The sequence below is a fragment of the Veillonella parvula genome (assembly GCF_048309325.1).
Taxonomy (GTDB): Bacteria; Bacillota; Negativicutes; order Veillonellales; family Veillonellaceae; genus Veillonella; species Veillonella parvula_T.
Genome location: NZ_DBFBTX010000002.1, coordinates 373,266 through 391,487 on the forward strand (window position 1 = coordinate 373,266; position 18,222 = coordinate 391,487).

Annotated in this window: 16 protein-coding genes; 13 read left to right on the forward strand and 3 right to left on the reverse strand. The window is 38.7% G+C overall.

Annotated features, from left to right (window positions below; genetic code table 11):
• Positions 1–41 precede the first annotated feature (41 nt).
• From ACMKPP_RS02040 to ACMKPP_RS02050, 3 genes are all read right to left on the reverse strand, one after another.
• Entirely contained in the window at positions 42–1,229 is a 1,188-nt protein-coding gene (locus tag ACMKPP_RS02040) for a multidrug effflux MFS transporter (RefSeq protein WP_418369243.1), read from the reverse strand.
• A 390-nt stretch (positions 1,230–1,619) separates the two neighbouring features.
• Entirely contained in the window at positions 1,620–3,257 is a 1,638-nt protein-coding gene (locus ACMKPP_RS02045) for an L-lactate permease (RefSeq protein ID WP_077707655.1), read from the reverse strand.
• A 295-nt stretch (positions 3,258–3,552) separates the two neighbouring features.
• Positions 3,553–4,692, reverse strand: coding sequence for an Ldh family oxidoreductase (locus ACMKPP_RS02050; protein WP_004698291.1), 1,140 nt, complete (start codon positions 4,690–4,692; stop codon positions 3,553–3,555).
• Positions 4,693–5,272: 580 nt separating this feature from the next.
• Between ACMKPP_RS02050 and ACMKPP_RS02055 the strand changes: the two genes are divergently transcribed.
• From ACMKPP_RS02055 to ahpC, 13 genes are all read left to right on the forward strand, one after another.
• Positions 5,273–7,276, forward strand: a complete 2,004-nt coding sequence (locus ACMKPP_RS02055; RefSeq protein WP_021148570.1) for a molybdopterin-containing oxidoreductase family protein — start codon at positions 5,273–5,275, stop codon at positions 7,274–7,276.
• A 204-nt stretch (positions 7,277–7,480) separates the two neighbouring features.
• Positions 7,481–8,818: a branched-chain amino acid transport system II carrier protein gene (gene brnQ / locus ACMKPP_RS02060; protein WP_418369244.1), complete on the forward strand. Its 1,338-nt coding sequence runs from the start codon at positions 7,481–7,483 to the stop codon at positions 8,816–8,818.
• A 149-nt stretch (positions 8,819–8,967) separates the two neighbouring features.
• Complete coding sequence (locus ACMKPP_RS02065; RefSeq protein ID WP_004694993.1) at positions 8,968–10,041, forward strand: iron-containing alcohol dehydrogenase family protein; 1,074 nt, start codon at positions 8,968–8,970, stop codon at positions 10,039–10,041.
• Between the two features lie 44 nt (positions 10,042–10,085).
• The gene (locus ACMKPP_RS02070; RefSeq protein ID WP_021148568.1) at positions 10,086–10,322 is read left to right on the forward strand and encodes a DUF1653 domain-containing protein; all 237 of its coding nucleotides are present in this window, start codon (positions 10,086–10,088) and stop codon (positions 10,320–10,322) included.
• Positions 10,323–10,330: 8 nt separating this feature from the next.
• Positions 10,331–11,107 (forward strand): HAD family hydrolase, encoded by a 777-nt coding sequence (locus tag ACMKPP_RS02075; protein ID WP_004695003.1) that lies wholly within the window; start codon positions 10,331–10,333, stop codon positions 11,105–11,107.
• A 136-nt stretch (positions 11,108–11,243) separates the two neighbouring features.
• Positions 11,244–12,152 carry a DUF3829 domain-containing protein gene (locus ACMKPP_RS02080; protein ID WP_038125684.1) on the forward strand — a complete coding sequence of 303 codons (909 nt, stop codon included), beginning with the start codon at positions 11,244–11,246 and terminating at the stop codon, positions 12,150–12,152.
• Between the two features lie 212 nt (positions 12,153–12,364).
• On the forward strand, positions 12,365–13,006 hold the full coding sequence (locus ACMKPP_RS02085; RefSeq protein WP_303929730.1) for a peptidylprolyl isomerase: 642 nt from the start codon (positions 12,365–12,367) through the stop codon (positions 13,004–13,006).
• Positions 12,996–13,277 carry a GIY-YIG nuclease family protein gene (locus tag ACMKPP_RS02090; protein ID WP_105087148.1) on the forward strand — a complete coding sequence of 94 codons (282 nt, stop codon included), beginning with the start codon at positions 12,996–12,998 and terminating at the stop codon, positions 13,275–13,277. The genes ACMKPP_RS02085 and ACMKPP_RS02090 overlap by 11 nt, the downstream gene beginning before the upstream one ends.
• A 51-nt stretch (positions 13,278–13,328) precedes the next feature.
• Positions 13,329–13,787 (forward strand): YwiB family protein, encoded by a 459-nt coding sequence (locus tag ACMKPP_RS02095; RefSeq protein WP_004695011.1) that lies wholly within the window; start codon positions 13,329–13,331, stop codon positions 13,785–13,787.
• A complete protein-coding gene (gene argS, locus ACMKPP_RS02100; RefSeq protein ID WP_418369245.1) occupies positions 13,753–15,486 on the forward strand; it encodes an arginine--tRNA ligase in 1,734 nt (577 codons plus the stop codon). The genes ACMKPP_RS02095 and argS overlap by 35 nt, the downstream gene beginning before the upstream one ends.
• A gap of 15 nt (positions 15,487–15,501) precedes the next feature.
• The gene (locus tag ACMKPP_RS02105) at positions 15,502–17,112 is read left to right on the forward strand and encodes a CTP synthase (protein WP_004695015.1); all 1,611 of its coding nucleotides are present in this window, start codon (positions 15,502–15,504) and stop codon (positions 17,110–17,112) included.
• Between the two features lie 9 nt (positions 17,113–17,121).
• Entirely contained in the window at positions 17,122–17,337 is a 216-nt protein-coding gene (locus tag ACMKPP_RS02110; RefSeq protein ID WP_060919048.1) for a hypothetical protein, read from the forward strand.
• Positions 17,338–17,525: 188 nt separating this feature from the next.
• Positions 17,526–18,089 carry an alkyl hydroperoxide reductase subunit C gene (gene ahpC, locus ACMKPP_RS02115; RefSeq protein WP_004695016.1) on the forward strand — a complete coding sequence of 188 codons (564 nt, stop codon included), beginning with the start codon at positions 17,526–17,528 and terminating at the stop codon, positions 18,087–18,089.
• Positions 18,090–18,222 lie beyond the last annotated feature (133 nt).

Sequence of the window (18,222 nt, forward strand, 5' to 3'; positions counted from 1 at the left end):
TCGGGCCCCATTGTGGGGCTTATACAAATGTGTAAAAGAGATTAATCTTTTTCTACCAAACCATATAGGCACAATAAGGAAAGCGCTGAACATACTAGCATTGTAGTCCCCATGGGAATCCCTGTATATTCCCCACCAATACCAACTAATGGAGATACGATTCCTGCAGAGAACATGCTAGCAAAGCCAAGTACTGCAGAGGCACTTCCAGCCGTTTTACCGTATTTAGCCATTGCCATAGAGAAAGAGGCAGAGCCAAATAGGGATACTGTACATACGGTAAAGAATAGAATGGCCGTTACAGGAATAAGTGGCCATTCGAAAAGCATAGCTATTAAGAATAGCAAGGAGCCGATTGTTAGTTGCCAGAGGGCAAATGTTAGTAATTGTCGAACTGTGATTACATTACTTAATCTAGCGCTTATGGCACTAGCTAAGATAATACCACAGCTATTGATACCAAAGAGATAGCTAAATTCTTGTGCAGATAGTTGGAAGATGTTTTGGTATACAAAGGATGAACCTGAGATATACGCAAAGAATCCACCAAAAGCAAAGAATTGGATTAGTGTTTGCCCAAGGAATCGCTTATCTTTAATAAGCGTAATGTAGTTCTTTGTAGCAGTTGCAACGCCACCTGTAACGCGTTTTTCTTTAGGTAAGCTTTCACGGAAGAGAAGAGATCCCACTAATAGAATAGCAGAAAATATTGCTAAAATAACGAAGATAACGCGCCATGTAGTGAATAGTAATAATTGACCTCCGATGAGCGGAGCGATTACTGGCGCCAAACCGTTAACCATCATGAGCAATGCAAAGAGTTTAGTCAATTCTTGACCAAATGCAAAATCTCGAGCGATGGCCTTAGCAATTACAACGCCCACAGATCCTGTTAAACCTTGTAGAAAGCGTCCTAGTAAAAGTATTTCAATGCTTGGTGCATAAGCACAGATTATGCTAGAGATAACGCAAAGTAAGTTGCCTGTTATAAGAGGCAACTTGCGGCCCATAGTATCACTAATAGGACCTCCAAATAATTGACCTAATGCAACACCAAAAGTCATCACACCAATGGTCATTTGAATATTTGATGCAGATGTATTTAGTTCACTAGGCATAATTGGTAATGCTGGTAAATATAAATCTGTTGCAAGTGGTGTGATGGCTGTCAACAGACCAAGGAATACTACTAAGATGAAAGAGACCTTAGCAGAATTTTCTTGAGTCATAAAACCCTCCTATACTAAAGTGAGAAAAATAAAAGTCTGCGAATCGCACTTCGCAGACTGCATTTAATTTTTTCTATTTGATACGATGTATTTTACCATGATTGAGAAAAAATATCTATATGAAATATTGAGTTTGCTATATCTCTATTTATAGATTACAATTAGTATATTAATTATATCTAAAAATATCAATGTGTTTATTGGCGATGGGAGAATTATATGAAATATTAACTAAAAGGTTTTGTGTTAGCTGCAATAGTAGTAATCGGGACAGCTACGGTTTCATCTGTAGAAGCAATATCATTAAACCATGTTATATGTAGTATTCTCATATGTGGCAACAAAAAAGAACAGCTCGTAATGAGCTGTTCTTTTTTGTTTCACTAATTCTTAGAAGAAGAAATGATGAATTTCATGAATGAAATGTTGACCGAAGAAGGATATACAACCATGCATTACGATGAATACAATAAAGTATTTGAATGCACTGTTCATGATAACACTTGCTTCGATTTCATGTTCTAGTTTATGAGCTTCTTCAGAGCTGATTTCTTTGTGATTTTCTAGGTATGCTTTCAAAGCAGGTCCTACGGCACCAATAGAAATCGCGATGGATTGAGGGGACAACATTTTGCCGATACCAGCTGCACCGGAGTTAACTGCTGCCAACCAGAAGCCAAGGTCTTCGAAGTTTGTAGGATCTAAGCCTTGAGCTGCGGCAATTTGGAGTGGGCCAAACAATACGTTGGAGTTTGTACCAGAACCAGTCAAGAAGGCACCTAACGCACCTACGATAGGTGCGAATAGAGGGTACAATGTACCTGTACCAGCAACCATTGCTTTTGCAATATCTGCAGTCATACCAGAGTAAGTCATCAATTTAGCTGTCATAACAACTGTGATGATTGTAAGGTATGTGAATTTCAAGTTTTTAACTGTGCTACCCAATGTACCGAAGATTTCGCCAGCTTTTGCTTTTTGGATGAAACCACCAACAATACCAGCGATAAAAATCATAATACCAGGAGTTGCAATCCATACGAATGTGTAAGGTTTTGCACCAGCACCTTGATAAATAGGTACAGATGTTTTAATGGACGCAAGAGGACCATTAATTGCAGGGAACAATTTAGAAGTTAATAACAATAATACGAAGATTAAGATGAATGGCATTGCAGCTACAAGGCCTTCGCCACCAGAAACTTTAGGGACTTCGCCAGTTTGTTTAACTGCGTATTTAGGATCATTAGGAGGCATGATTTTTGCACAACCAATGATAACTGCCATGATAACGATGGATGCAGAAATTACGGATAATTCTGGACCCATTACAGCGTTGATTACAGTTTCAGGAACTGCTAATGCTAAACCAGAAAGTAATGTTACAAGGAATACGCCTTTTAACGCTTTAATACCGCCACCAATAATCATAACAACAAAGAATGGAGCGATAAGGTTAAGCAAGAACAATTGTACGGAAATGAATGTACCTAAATGGCTTGGATCAAGGTTTGTTAAGGATGCCAATGTAGTTGTTGGAATCCCGATAGAACCAAATGTTGTTGGTACGGAGTTTGCAACGAGACATGCGATGATAGATTTAAGTGGGTCAAAACCTACGGCAACCATCATAGCTGCAGGAATTGCAACGGCAGTACCGAAGCCAGCCATACCTTCCATGAAGGCACCAAAGCCCCATGCAAGTAGTAATGCAAGTACACGAGTATCAGATGTTACAGAAGAAAGCATGGTTTTAATAGTTTCCATTGCTTTCGTATGTACTACCAAGTTATAAACGAAGATAGCAGCTGTAATAACTAATAGGATTGGCCAGATTGCCAATGCGGCACCTTCAAGGGCACCAGTGACCATAATAAATGGGTCAGCTTGGAATGCTGTAATAGCGATAATGAAAGAACCAATCGCAGCAACACTTGTTGCTTGCCATGCAGGTAATTTCAAGATGGATAACGCTACAATCAACCAAATGATTGGAGATAGCGCTAATAGAACGGTGATAGCACTCATTTCTAAGATCATCCTTTCAAGTAAAACAAAAATATATGCTCAACAGGACGACGTAGTTTAATCAATTTAATTGATGAATAAATCGCTATGATGTTAATTTGTAAAAGTTCAGTTAAAATAAAAGCTTACAATAAAATAACAGATATACTTATCATAAAAATTGATATAGTACATAAAATTTTTTAACCTCATAGCCTATGAGGTTAAAAACATAAGAGAGGGGACATAAACAGTGTTTATGTCCCCTTCTGTACTAACTACAAGTCCTTGTTAGGGCCATTACTAAGTTTAGGTATTAGTAGTTACCTTTGAACATTGTAGCAGGAGCTTCTGGTACATAATCGCCGAAGTAGGATTTGAAGTCTAGACCTAATTCATTGCAAAGGTCTTGAACTTCAAGCATTGTACCGTTAAGTACAGGGATGCCTTCAGCTTTAACTTTTTCAACGGATTCATGTTCTTTTTCGCCATGAGTATAGATACGATCTTGACCTTGAGCTTTAGGTGCTTCACGTAATTCTTGTAAGAATTGGGAGAAGTGTTTTTTGATTTCCGCAGGGTCACCGAAGAATTCAGGGTTGATAGCCATGAAGCCGTGGCAGATATTGGATTTACCACCAACCATACATTTGTTGGAAGTACCACCTTGGGACAAGATAGAGGAGAATAATTCAGCAATCATGCCGTTACCATAACCTTTGTGGCCCCCAAGAACTTCTGTAGCACCACCTAAAGGAAGGATACCGCCGCCTTCATGACGGGAGATGTTGCCCAATACTTCAGCTGCATCAGTGGAAGGAACGCCGTCTTTATTAACAGCCCAACCATCTGGAGTAGCTTTGCCCATTTTATTGTACATTTCAAGTTTACCACGAGTTACTACTGTAGTGGAGCAATCGAAGAAGAAGTCAACAGGATCAGCTGGTACAGTCCAAGCGATAGGGTTAGAACCAAGCATAGCTTTACGAGCATATGTAGGAACCATGATTGCTTCGGAGTTTGTACAAGAGAAACCGATTAAGCCTTGGTCGGATGCCATTTTAGCATAGTAACCGGCGATACCGTAGTGGTTGGAGTTACGTACGGATACGATACCAACACCGGATTTTTTAGCTTTTTCGATAGCCATTTCCATAGCTTTATGACCCAATAATTGACCCATGCCGTCATGACCGTCGATAACTGCAGAAATTGGAGTTTCTTTTACGATTTCAGGTTTAGCGTCGATTTTAATCAAGCCATTAGTGATACCTTTATGGTAACGAACCATACGTTGCATACCATGGCTTTGAATACCGAACAAGTCAGAAGTCAAAAGTACGTCTTGGATGATGTCAGCTTCTTTTTCGGAGAAACCAAATTTTTGGAAAGCGTCCATGCTCAATTTTTTTAGTGTTTCATAAGGGAATAACACAGTGTTTTTTGCGTCTGCCATCGTTAAAACCTCTTTTCAGAAAATATGTACCTGATATAGCTACTTCACATTAGATAACCATGAATTCAAAATGATTTCTTGTGAGTTCTATATCCTCTCAAATGACACTGTCAGTATAGCACAGAAACAAGTGAGATTGAATAGTCTTACAGTCTGAACGACATTACTAAATACGCATACGTACCGGTGATTTTTGTCACATAATCTATACGACACTATTAAAATGTCTGATTATACCTAAAACTATATGGTTATGACTTTTAGTAATGATTACATGATTTTTTTGAAGAATTTTGGTATTTTTATAGAACTTATTAGTATATCTGTTTAGGCATTGGACAAGAATGATAATGGATAGATATCGATAAAACTTGAAATGTCTAACTATATATATCAAAATAAATGATGAGGTCATAAATGTAATGTGATAATCGAATGCATTGATATACATAAAATAATCATTTCTAAAACCTTTTTAATTCAGAAGATGTGCAAAAGGTTATACTTATACGAGTCATACTATAATATAATATAAATATACATCCTATAGTTTATACAATTTATAAGCGAGGTGCTTATTATGAAAGAATATAAATCTGTATGCCCTTACGATTGTCCCGATGCATGCGGTCTCATTGTATCAGTCGATAATAATAAAGTAATATCTGTTCGAGGGGATAGAGCACATGCTTTCACAAGAGGTACACTATGCCCTAAGATGGCACATTATGAAAAGGTAATCCATTCTCCATTGCGCTTGAAGTCCCCTATGAAGCGTGTCGGTAAAAAGGGAATTGGTGAAGATCAGTACACTCGTATTAGTTGGGATGAAGCCCTTGATGCAATTGTCAATAATTTCAAAGAAACTATTGATACTTATGGCAGTGAAAGTATTTTGCGTTACTCTTATGCAGGAACAATGGGGGTTATTCAGAGTCCTGCAGCAGATTATTTTTTCCGTTGTATTGGTGCTACAGACCAAGATCGAGGTATTTGCTCTCCTGCTAAACAAGCGGGGTTCCGTTCTGTTTACGGTGATACCTTAGCGATTAAACCACAAGAGGCGCAACATAGTGATCTTATCGTCTTGTGGGGGATAAATGCGACAGCCACAGATGTTCATATTTTACATGATGTGAACATTGCGAAAAAGAAGGGGGCTCGCGTTTGGATTATCGACACTCATAAAACTTATACTTTTAGCCAAGCTCATGAACATATTTACGTTAAACCAGGAAGTGATGGGGCACTAGCTTTAGGGATGCTCCATATCATTCATCGTGATGGCTTGGCAGATATAGATTTTATTAAGAAGCATGTCCAAGGCTACGATGAGTTGGTAAAAGAGGTGTTGCTTGACTTTACGCCGGGAAAAGCGGCTGAAATTTGCGGTGTTTCTGTGGAGCGGATGACTGAGTTTGCTCATGCTTATGCAAAGTCAAAAGCGCCGTTTATTCGTCTCGGCAGTGGACTATCTCGATATGGCAATGGTGCTATGACATGCCGTGCTATTAATGCCTTGCCTGCTGTGGTTGGAGCATGGCAATATCCTGGGGGTGGATTGTTGTCGAGTGCTAGTGGTAGTAAATTTATTGGCAAAGATGTGATGCAACAGGCTCATGTTCATGCGCCAGCTAAACGATTGATGCCTATGATTAAACTGGGTGAAATGCTTATAAACCCTGAAGGAACTAAAGTTCATAGTTTATATATCTTCTCTTCAAATCCGGCTATCACAGCTCCTGACCAGAATGTTGTACGTAGAGGGTTGATGCGCGATGACTTATTCACTGTGGTACATGAGCGTTTCTTTACGGATACTTGTAAGTATGCTGATATTATTTTACCAGCCACAACATCTGTGGAGCATGATGATATTTATAATTCTTATGGTCATTACACAATTGGGACGGGTTACAAATTGATTGAGCCAATTGGTGAATCTCGTTCCAACTGGCAAGTTATTGCTGAGTTAGCAAAACGCATGGGGTTGGAGGATGATTTTTTTGACCTTAGTGAAAAAGATCTTATTGAACAAATTGTGCGGACTTCGAGTCGTATATCCAAGAGGGACCAAGAGTTGATTTTAAATGGTGAGCCTGTGGAGATGACGGTACCTGAGAGTTATAAGATGGATTTCAAAACACCGTCTGGAAAAATTGAATTATATAATCCGCAGGATGTAGAACCATTAATTCGGTATATGCCTCCATATGGTGATAATGCACCGTTTTGGCTTATAAATGGTAATGATATTCGAATTTTGGACTCTAGCTTCTGCGAATTAGACTTTAATGATCCTGAGTTGATGAAACTTCGCATCCATCCAGAAGATGCAAAAATGTATAACATAAACGATGGTGCTGAGGTAGAAATCTATAACGATCGTGGCAGTGTAAAAATTAAAGCATACTACGACGATGAAGTACAGAGAGGGACATTGGTAACACTAGGTGTATGGTGGCAATCTCAATCGAGTGATCCTCACGTGGCAATCAATGCGCTTACCGCAGCTCGTCCTACCGATCAGGGATGGGGGAGCACCTTTTATGATGTACAAGTTCATATAAGAAATCTTTTGTAGTGAATGACCAATTAATAGTCTGTAATGATTACTGTAAAATAGGAATTTATCTACTTATTTCTATAAGTAAAAGTTAAAGTCTGTTACTTATGGGAATAACTCTATACGGATATAGAATAGTGAGGATATTTTTCTTGTATACCCAAGCCCCTTTAGATTATAATAGTAATATTATTTTTATATAACCTAAAGGGGGTTACATTTATGAATGGTAACGATAATCTGTCGACCCGTGCTTATCTGGCTATAGGCATGATGTTATTTGCTCTATTCTTTGGGGCAGGGAACTTGATCTTCCCAGCGGCCTTAGGTCAACAAGCTGGTGATAATGTCGGTTGGGCATTGCTCGGTTTCGTATTAACTGGTGTAGGACTTCCACTCTTAGGGGTTGCAGCTATGGGTTACTCTTCCTGTAAAGATGTTGAAGAACTTGCAAGTCGTGTGCATCCGATTTATGGCTTGTTGTACACAATTTCTTTATACTTGAGTATTGGTCCAATGTTTGCGACGCCGCGTACTGGTACTGTAGCTTATGAAATCGCAATTAAACCTTTTGCTGAAGGTTTAAGCATGAATATGAATATGGAACCAATTTTCTTGGCATTATTCTTTGGTATTTCTTTGTGGTTATCTATTAGTCCGCAAAAACTTGTTAACCGTATCGGTAATATTTTGACACCAGCTTTACTACTTGTAATTTTGTTGTTGATTGTTAAATCCTTTATTACTCCACTTGGTGGGTATGCGGTACCACAACCGGCATATGGTGATGCACCAACGGCTGTGTTACAAGGCTTCTTAGATGGCTACAATACAATGGATGCCTTAGCTTCCGTAGTATTTGCTATTCTTGTAATCGATTTTGTACGCCTCAGTGGTGCTACATCTCGTGCTGTGATTACAAAAACAGTAATGGAGGTAGGTGCAATTGCGGTAGGCCTTCTTGGTATCGTGTATGTATTTATCGCTAATATCGGTGCTACAAGTGTTGAACGCTTTGGTTTGTTCGAGACAGGGGCTCCTGTATTGTCCGTAAGTGCTAACTATTTGTTTGGTGAGTTCGGTCAAATCATCTTGGCTATCATCGTTCTGCTAGCTTGCTTGTCTACAAGTATTGGCCTTATCACTTCTTGCGGTACGTATTTCCACAAGCTGACACCAAAGATTAGCTACAAATTATATGTAGTAATTTTCTCTCTAGCGGCGTTTGTCCTCAGTATGTTTGGCTTGAAAACAATCATCAGTGCAGCAATCCCTGTGTTGATGCTCTTGTATCCGTTGACTATCGTAATCATTTTGTTGGCACTTCTTCATAATGTGTTTGGTGGTCGTCGTTGCGTATATGCATGGACTATGGCTTTCACAATGATCTCTGCCCTCATGACTGGTCTTGAAACTGCAGGTATTGCACCTACAGATTTGGAACAGCTCTTTGCTCAATATATTCCATTCCAAAGTGCTGGTATGGGATGGGTGAGCTTTGCGGTATTAGGCTTCGTTGTAGGCCTTATCCATAAAGGTCTTGCTTCCGATAATAAGTAATAAAGATAAAGGCTCTATGCTTTCATTTTGTGAGAGTATAGAGCCTTTTTATGTTTTGATTGTTGTCATATAAAATTGATTTTGTGTGTAGAAGTTTCTATAATAAGGATAAATAAGGATATAAATGATAAAAGAAGGAAGGAAATTTTATGCGTAGTACTCATTGTTTACCTAGTTATAGTTTTGGAGGTCATGATGTATTTGACGCTATTCCAAAGTTTACAAAATTATATGGCAAGTCTGTAGCTATCATCGGTGGCGAAACAGCTCTTTCTAAAGCTTTGCCACACATTCGTCCCGTGCTTGATAAAGCGGGGATTAAGGTGCTAGATATTATCCACTTTGGTGGAGAGTGTACTTTTGCTCGAGGCAAGGAAATTGCACAAATGGCATCTGTAAAAGATGCGGACTTTTTGTTTGCTGTTGGTGGTGGTAAGGCCATGGATACAGTAAAAGTAGTAGCTATAGAGTTAGATGATAAACCATTCTTTACAATTCCAACCATTGCATCTACTTGTGCGGCAACGTCAGAAGTGGCAGCTGTATACACGGCAGATCATACTTTTGATGACGTAGCTTTTGTAAATCATCCTCCTGTGCACTGCTTTATTGATGCTGATATTCTCGTAGAAGCACCAAGCCGTTACTTGTGGGCAGGAATGGGAGATACTATTGCAAAACACTATGAAACTCATCTTTCTGCTCGCAATCGCGAGCAAGACTATAATACTCAGTTAGGCCTTACTCTAGCTTCTATGTGTAGTGAACCAATTTTAGCACATGGTATACAAGCCTATAAAGATAGTCAAGCTAATAAACGTAGTGATGCCTTTGATACCATTGCTATGACTGTTATCTTTACTACCGGTGTTGTATCAGGTTGTGTTCCTATGGCATATAATAGCAACATGGCTCATGCTGTATGTTATGGCTGTGTTACTAATAAAGAAACAGAAGAAAATCATTTGCATGGTGAAATAGTAGCTTATGGCTTACTTATTTTGTTAACCGTTGACCAACAAATGGATGAGTTACAACGGTGGTTGCCAGTATATCGCGAATTAGGTTGGCCTACTAAACTTTCACAATTAGATCTTACTGCATCGCATATTCCTCAAATTGTTGAAAAGGCTACATCTGTTCATGATATTGATGTATCTCCATATAAAATTACAGCAGATATGTTGACTAAAGCTATTCAATATATGGAATCTCTTGATTAATATGGTTTGTAACTATTTGTGTATGTTATGTGATGAGGTTATAAATGCAAGAAATTGTAAAGGGTGGCTTATATCGTCATTTTAAAGGCATGTATTATTATGTGCTAGATGTAGCGACTCACTCTGAGACGGGTGAAAAGTTTGTAGTATATCAGAAACTGTATGATGAGCGCGATATGTATGTACGTCCCTTAGAAATGTTTGTGAGCGATGTGGATTGTGAAAAATATCCAGATGTAGTGCAAAAAGAACGATTTAAGTTAATGAGTGGACGTGATTAGGAGGGCCTGTGGAGCAGAAGTTTTTCTTTTTCGATATCGATAATACCTTAGCTGTATGGCCTGAAGGTAAAATCCCTGAAAGTGCTCAATACAGTTTAGATGAGTTAAAGCGTCGTGGTCACCGTGTAGCCTTAGCAACTGGTCGTATTCAAGTGGATGCTAAGCGTTTCGCAGAGCAAGCAGGCCTTACTGATTTCGTAGCAGATGGTGGTCACAGTATCACTGTTAATAATGAATTGGTATCCATGATAGGTATGGATCGTGATGCATGTATTAAATATTTAGAGTATTTAGAATCACATAATATTCCTTGGGCCGTAACTGACCGTAATAAACTCGGTCGTATTACGCCGTATAAGGAAATTTTAGAGTGGCATCCAAATTGGGATGTATTTAAAACAACTGTAGACCCTAATTTTGACTTTCATAGTGTTGAAGAATTTTATAAGATATATGTGTTTTTCAAGGAAGGAGAGGAAGAGGAGAAGGATATCGAGCATATGACACATAAGCTCATTCGTTATGGTGATGGCTGTGTTCTATATGAGCCTATGGAAAAGGCGTTGGGTATTCGTAATATGCTTGAACACTTTGGAATGAAGCCAAATCAGGCTGTTGTATTTGGTGATGGGTATAATGATTTGTCTATGTTTAGGCCTGAGTGGCTAAATATTGCTATGGGTAATGCGCGCCCTGAATTAAAGGCAAAGGCTGATTATATTACTACAGACTGTGATAAAGATGGTATTTATAATGCGTGTAAGCATTTTAAATGGATCGATTAATTATTGATAATTCCTCTAAACTAGGTGAAGCTTATATGAAGATTTGTTTTTGTAGCTGTGGCTACAGAATTGGTGTAGTATAGTTAGTATAATGCGCTTAGTTCAATATTCATGTGTTAAAAGGAGAAGAGAAGATATGAACAATAAACGCAGATTATTTTCAACTTTACTTTGTGTAGCAGCATTGACAGCTGGTTTATTTGTTTCTGGTTGCGGCAGTGATAAAGCGGGTGGCATTGGCTCCGTAGTATCCTCCGTAGTTGATGGCGGTAGCGATGAGAAAGCAGCTGCTAAGCTTAATACACTTATTGATGCAACAAATCGCTTCAATGGTGACAATGCTACTTGGGGTCAAAACTATGCAGACAGTTTGGCTAAATTAAAGGGTGGTTTCCAAGAAGGTGCTATTGGCCGTCAACCTCACTATGATACTTTAAAAGAAGCTTTGGAACAATCTAAAAAAGAGGGTTCTACGTTCAAAGAAGTTGATACAGAACGCGATAATGTATTAAATGTTCTTAATGAATTAGTACCAACATTCAAAGATTTGAAAGCTTATGATGATTCTAAAGCCTACATGAACGATGGTGGTGCTAAAGGTAAAGAACTAGCAGCTAAATATGTAGCACAAGTAGAAAAATTTGATGCAGCTTATGCGAAGTTCAATGATGCTCTTAACAAAGCTAACACCGAACAAACTAAGAAACAAATCGAAAAATTGAAAAAAGACGGTAAAAAAGGCTATGCAGCAGCAATGGAATCTACGCTTCGCTTGACTACTCTTGTAGAAAATGTAGAAAAAGCTCCTAAAAATGCAGATAAACAAGCTGTAGAAAAAGAACTTAATGAAATTCAAACATTGCTTAAGAGCATAAATAATGATCGTGGAGAAGTGCTTGTTAACTCTTATAACTCTGTAGTTGGTTCTGTTCGTCAAGTACTTACTGATGCAAATGAAAACAATCTTAACGACATGATTGAGAATTTCAATAATTATATTGAGTCTTATAATAATACAACTCCAGACCAATTTGACTCTAAATAATCGAATTAACTAAGTGATTAGTTGAGGCCTACAAAAACAGAGCTCCTTTGAAGCTCTGTTTTTTGTTGTTATATTATTTTTTTATATTTTTAATCTCAATAGTGCCATAATATGATATACTAAAAAAGAGCCGCTCATGGGTTGAGCGGTTTTTCTATGTAAATTTTAAATCTACATTTAGTTAAATATAATATTAGTATTTTGGGGGACATATGAACTGGAAACGCTTGGCTTTATGCGCAATGTTGGGGATTACAGTACTTGGTACAACAGCATGTAGTACCAAAACTGGGGAGCAACCACAAGGTAATACTGTGAAAGCAGAAACTGTGGCGATGCCTAATTTTACGAATGCGCCAATTGCAGATGAATATGCTATTTTTGATACAAACTATGGTCAATTTAAGGTTCGTTTGTTAGGGTCTAAAGCGCCGATTACGGTCAAAAATTTTGATTATCTCGTGAAAAAAGGCTTCTACAATGGTGTAACATTTCACCGCGTTATCGAAGGCTTTATGATTCAAGGTGGAGATCCTGATGGCACAGGTGCCGGTGGACCGGGCTATACAATTCCTGATGAATTCTCCAATGATTTACATTTCAATAAAATGGGCGTTCTTGCCATGGCAAACCGTGGCCCTAATACAGGAGGCTCTCAATTTTTCATTACCTTGGGACCTACGGATTGGTTAGATAATAAACACACCATCTTCGGTACTGTAGTACAAGGTATGGATGTAGTTGAAAAAATTGGCAAGGTTAAGACTGGTCGCAATGATAAACCAGTTGAACCAGTAATTATCAATTCTATCACATTGGAACCAATCACTGATGATGCGAAAAATGGCAAATAAGGATGCTAAGTCTGAAGAACGGCACTATGTGTACTTGGTGCGATGTGCAGATGATTCTTTGTATTGTGGATGGACTACAGATCTCAAACGTCGAATAGATGCTCACAATGGAGATATCCCAGGTGGTGCAAAATATACGCGAGGACGTCGTCCTGTGACCTTGGTATATTCTGAAAGCTTTCATCAAAAACAAGAAGCACAACGCAGAGAATATGCTATTAAACGGATGACGAAGACTAAGAAATTGGGACTCATTAAGGGTGCAAAATAGTCCTTGATTATGGTATAATATGATGATTAATTACTACCATGGAGGTTGAAAATGAAGCGGGTTCTAGTGTCCGTAAAGAGTGTACAACGAGATATGGATGGCAAGGATACCGTAGTGGAACTGATTTCCCCAGGTACGTCACATGAAAAAGGTAATGCTCAATATGTGCGTTATGAAGAATCTAGTGTGACTGGATTGGATGGGGTTAAGACGACCATTAAAATTCATGATGATTCTATCGTGTTGCTCCGAACAGGGGCTGTCAATATGCGTCATCAATACGTCCGTGGTGAAGAACGTGAAGCCGTATATGAAACACCATATGGTGATTTACATATGGCTGTAAATACTCATGAATTAACAGTAGACTTTCATGATGGCGTAGGTCATGTTCATTTAGGATATGATATTTCCGTTGAAGGTGAATGGCAATTTTATAATCAGTTAGATATAGACGTGCGGGAGGATATAGAGCATGGACATGAAGGAAATCCTGAAATCGGGGATTGAACAGGCATTACAAGATACGATTAACAGCGGTGATTTGCCGGCTGGGGAATATCCAGAAATCGTTCTCGAAGTGCCACCTCAAAAGGAATTCGGTGATTTTTCTACAAACATCGCTATGCAATCCGCTCGTGTAGCTCGTCAAAATCCTCGAGCTATTGCTGAAGCTTTGATTAGTCATATGAATTTTGATTGGCTTGAACGTGCTGAGGTTGCCGGCGCAGGTTTTATTAATTTCTTTTTGAAATCTGATATGGTGTACGATACGTTAAAAGCCATTTTGAATGCTGGTACTGAGTATGGTGTTCAACCATTGCGTGCGCGCGATACGATTCAAGTAGAGTACGTAAGTGCAAACCCAACAGGTCCATTGCATGTTGGTCATGGTCGCGGTGCTGCATACGGTAGTGCTCTTGTAAACTTGTTACGTGCAGCGGGTTATAATGTACAATCCGAGTACTATATCAATGATGCAGGTAATCAAATCGACAACATGGCTATTTCCATTGAGTATCGTTTCCAAGAGTTACAAGGTGCTACATTAGTATTCCCACCTAAACGCAATGAAGACGGTTCTATGCCTGAGTTCGATATTCCAGAAGGGGCTTTAGTGTTCCCTGAAAATGGCTATCGTGGCCCAGATATTATTGAAACAGCGAAAGCGATTGCAGAACGCGAAGGCTTTGATAAATTAAATGCTATGAACGAAGCAGATCGTGTAGCCTTGTTTAAGGAAGAGGGCTTAAAAGAAAAATTAGCTCGCTTAGAGGAAACATTAAGAAACTTCCGCGTTACTTTTGATAATTGGTTCTCTGAACGTACAGTTCATGAAACGGATGAGATTCATCATTCCGTAGAGGCATTAAAGGCCCTTGGCAAAGTTTATGAAAAAAACGGTGCTTTATGGTTAAAATCTACTGATTATGGTGATGATAAAGACCGCGTAGTTATTCGTGATAATGGGGTTCCTACATATTTGGCGGCAGATATTGCGTATCATCGTAATAAATTTGATCGTGGCTTTAAAGAAATGATTGATATTTGGGGCGCTGACCACCATGGTTATGTATGCCGTGTAAAAGCGGCTATGGCGGCGTTCGGTTATGACCCTGATAAATTAACAGTATTGCTATTACAAATGGTAGTATTGTTCCGTGACGGACAACTTGTTAAATTGTCTAAACGTAGCGGTGATAGCGTTACATTAGATGAATTAATCGATGAAGTTGGTGTAGATGCATCTCGTTACTTCTTCTTGATGCGTTCCTTGGATAGCCAACTTGATTTTGATATTAATTTGGCAAAATCTCGCAGTAATGACAACCCAGTGTATTATATCCAATATGCTCATGCTCGTATTCACAGTATATACAACCAAGTGCGTGAAGCTGGCATCGCATTTGGCGATTATAGTGAAACTGATTTCACAACACTTACAAGTGAAATGGAATTAGAATTAATTAAGAAATTAGCTGAATATCCGGAAGAGGTCGTTCAAGCTGCTGAACATCGTGCACCTCATCGTATTGCTCGGTACTTATACGATTTGGCAAGCATGTTCCATTCATTCTACCGTCAAGGTCGTATCATTGGCGTAGATCCAGCATTACAACAAGCTCGTCTTGGATTAATTACAGCGATTGCCCTCGTTCTTCGTCAAGGCTTGGGTATTTTAGGTATTTCCGCTCCGGAAAAAATGTAATAGGTGGGAGGCATCATGGCAACTAAGTATATTTTCGTAACTGGCGGCGTTGTTTCTTCTCTTGGGAAGGGAATTACAGCAGCATCTTTGGGTCGCTTACTAAAAAACCGTGGTTTCAATGTAACGATTCAAAAATTTGACCCATACATTAATATCGATCCGGGTACGATGAGCCCTTACCAACATGGTGAAGTATTTGTAACAGATGACGGCGCCGAAACTGACCTTGATTTGGGCCATTATGAACGCTTTATCGATATTAACCTTAGTAAACGTTCCAATATTACAGCTGGTAAAGTATATTGGTCTGTAATCAATAAAGAACGCAAAGGTGATTACCTAGGTAGCACTGTACAAGTAATTCCACATATTACAAATGAAATTAAACAAAATGTTTACCGTGTAGGTAAAGAGGATAATGCTGATGTAGTTATTACAGAAATTGGTGGTACCGTAGGTGATATTGAAAGCTTGCCATTCATGGAAGCCATTCGTCAGGTGAAAAAAGAGGTAGGTCGTAACGATGTACTTTACATTCACGTTACGTTGGTGCCTTACATCAATGCCGCTGGCGAGTTGAAAACAAAACCTACACAACATAGTGTAAAAGAATTGCGTAGCATTGGGATTCAACCAGATATTTTGGTATGTCGTAGTGAGAAACATATCTCTGATGATATGAAAGAAAAACTTGCTTTGTTCTGCGACGTAGAACCTGAAGCAGTTATTGAAAATCAAACTTGTAGCTCTATCTATGAAGTGCCATTGATGATGCAAGATCAAGGTCTTGACGATATTGTTATCAAAAAGTTAGGTCTTGAAGATCGTCCATGTGATATGACTGCATGGAAAGAAATGGTTCATAAGATCTTGAATCCTAATAAAGATATTACAGTTGCTATCGTTGGTAAATATGTAGCGTTGCATGATGCGTATTTATCCGTAGTTGAAGCTCTAGATCATGCTGGTATTGCTACGGGTACTAAAGTGAATATTCGTTGGATTGACTCTGAAGAACTTGATGATACATCTGTAGATCCTAAAGAGGTATTTGAAGGTGTTGAAGGTATCATCGTACCTGGTGGATTTGGGTCTCGTGGTGTAGAAGGTAAAATTCGTACAATCCAATATGCTCGTGAAAACAATATTCCATATCTCGGCCTATGCCTTGGCATGCAATCTGCAGTTATGGAATTTGCTCGTAACGTATGTGGCATGGAAGGAGCAACCTCTAGCGAATTCGACGAAAATGCTAAGTACAAAGTAATTGACTTGATGAGTGATCAAGTTGATGTAGATAAAAAAGGCGGTACAATGCGTTTAGGTATCTATCCATGCAAAGTGGAAGCCGGTACGAAAACTCACGAGGCTTATGGAGAAGATTTGATTTATGAACGTCATCGCCATCGCTATGAGTTCAACAATGAATATCGTCAACAATTGACTGATGCAGGCCTCGTAATTTCTGGTACATCTCCAGATGGCCGTCTCGTTGAAAGTATTGAAGTAAAAAATCATCCATTCTTCATTGGTACACAAGCACATCCAGAACTTAAATCTCGTCCAAATAATGCACATCCATTATTCCGTGGTTTCGTAGATGCAATCTTAGAACTAAAAAAATAGATTAAAGCGATGGAATCTATTTTATCTATTATAGGTTTATTTATATTAGCTGCACTCAAACTAGAGCAGTTTGTATATGGTAAATCGGGAAAAGAACAATCTACAACTGGTCACATAGCACGGAGAGGGCTTGCTAATATAGCGGGTTTAATAGCTTTTGATCACGCTACTGTGAACAGTAAGTCTGTTGTAGTACGTAAAAAGAAGAAAGATGCTCAGAAATGAGCATTTTTCTTCTTTTTTTTGCCTACATCGAAAATGTTGAAAAAATATATCGATAAATTTAAAAATAACGCTTGCAATATTGAATGATATTTGTTATTATATAGACAAAGATAGATATAGATATGGTGTTAAGTACACCAATGTAAATATATTCGTTACATATGGAACTCAAATAAGGAGGACATAACATGTCTATTATTGGTAAACAACTTCCTGAATTTACACTTGATGCTTTCAAAAAACCTGAATTGGTAAAAGTTAGCACTGCAGACGTGTTGGGTAAATGGTCTGTATTCGTATTCTATCCAGCAGACTTCACATTCGTATGCCCTACTGAGTTGGAAGACGTACAAAATTCTTATGCAGAGTTGAAAGAATTGGGTTGCGAAGTTTACTCCGTATCTTGTGACTCCGAATTCGTTCACAAAGCATGGTCTGATGCTTCTCCAAGCATTAATAAAATCGAGTACTACATGTTGGCTGACAAAAAACATGAATTGGCTGATTTCTTCGATGTATTCCAAGAAGAATCTGCTATGGCTTACCGTGGTACATTCGTAGTAGATCCAGAAGGCTTCGTGCGTACAGCAGAAATTCATGATATGGGTATCGGCCGTTCCGCTGAAGAATTAGTTCGCAAAGTACAAGCTGCTCAATTTGTAGCTAAACATGGTGATCAAGTGTGCCCTGCACGTTGGAAACCAGGTAAAGATACTTTGAAACCAGGTCTTGATCTTGTAGGTAAAATCTAATTAAGAAACTTATACTTAAATGCTAGAGTAATCTAGACAACTCCTCAAATGACATAAACACGGGCGCGCATCGTTTTCCTGACGATACGGTAAGTCCCAATACCAGATGAACCCTCTCCAATTCATCATGGTA

Excerpts from the sequence above, each read along its gene's own strand:
- ACMKPP_RS02040 (WP_418369243.1), bottom strand. The coding sequence starts at position 1,229 with ATGACTCAAGAAAATTCTGCTAAGGTCTCTTTCATCTTAGTAGTATTC.
- ACMKPP_RS02045 (WP_077707655.1), bottom strand. The coding sequence starts at position 3,257 with ATGAGTGCTATCACCGTTCTATTAGCGCTATCTCCAATCATTTGGTTG.
- ACMKPP_RS02050 (WP_004698291.1), bottom strand. The coding sequence starts at position 4,692 with ATGGCAGACGCAAAAAACACTGTGTTATTCCCTTATGAAACACTAAAA.
- ACMKPP_RS02055 (WP_021148570.1), top strand. The coding sequence starts at position 5,273 with ATGAAAGAATATAAATCTGTATGCCCTTACGATTGTCCCGATGCATGC.
- brnQ (WP_418369244.1), top strand. The coding sequence starts at position 7,481 with ATGAATGGTAACGATAATCTGTCGACCCGTGCTTATCTGGCTATAGGC.
- ACMKPP_RS02065 (WP_004694993.1), top strand. The coding sequence starts at position 8,968 with ATGCGTAGTACTCATTGTTTACCTAGTTATAGTTTTGGAGGTCATGAT.
- ACMKPP_RS02070 (WP_021148568.1), top strand. The coding sequence starts at position 10,086 with ATGCAAGAAATTGTAAAGGGTGGCTTATATCGTCATTTTAAAGGCATG.
- ACMKPP_RS02080 (WP_038125684.1), top strand. The coding sequence starts at position 11,244 with ATGAACAATAAACGCAGATTATTTTCAACTTTACTTTGTGTAGCAGCA.
- ACMKPP_RS02085 (WP_303929730.1), top strand. The coding sequence starts at position 12,365 with ATGAACTGGAAACGCTTGGCTTTATGCGCAATGTTGGGGATTACAGTA.
- ACMKPP_RS02090 (WP_105087148.1), top strand. The coding sequence starts at position 12,996 with ATGGCAAATAAGGATGCTAAGTCTGAAGAACGGCACTATGTGTACTTG.
- ACMKPP_RS02095 (WP_004695011.1), top strand. The coding sequence starts at position 13,329 with ATGAAGCGGGTTCTAGTGTCCGTAAAGAGTGTACAACGAGATATGGAT.
- argS (WP_418369245.1), top strand. The coding sequence starts at position 13,753 with ATGGACATGAAGGAAATCCTGAAATCGGGGATTGAACAGGCATTACAA.
- ACMKPP_RS02105 (WP_004695015.1), top strand. The coding sequence starts at position 15,502 with ATGGCAACTAAGTATATTTTCGTAACTGGCGGCGTTGTTTCTTCTCTT.
- ACMKPP_RS02110 (WP_060919048.1), top strand. The coding sequence starts at position 17,122 with ATGGAATCTATTTTATCTATTATAGGTTTATTTATATTAGCTGCACTC.
- ahpC (WP_004695016.1), top strand. The coding sequence starts at position 17,526 with ATGTCTATTATTGGTAAACAACTTCCTGAATTTACACTTGATGCTTTC.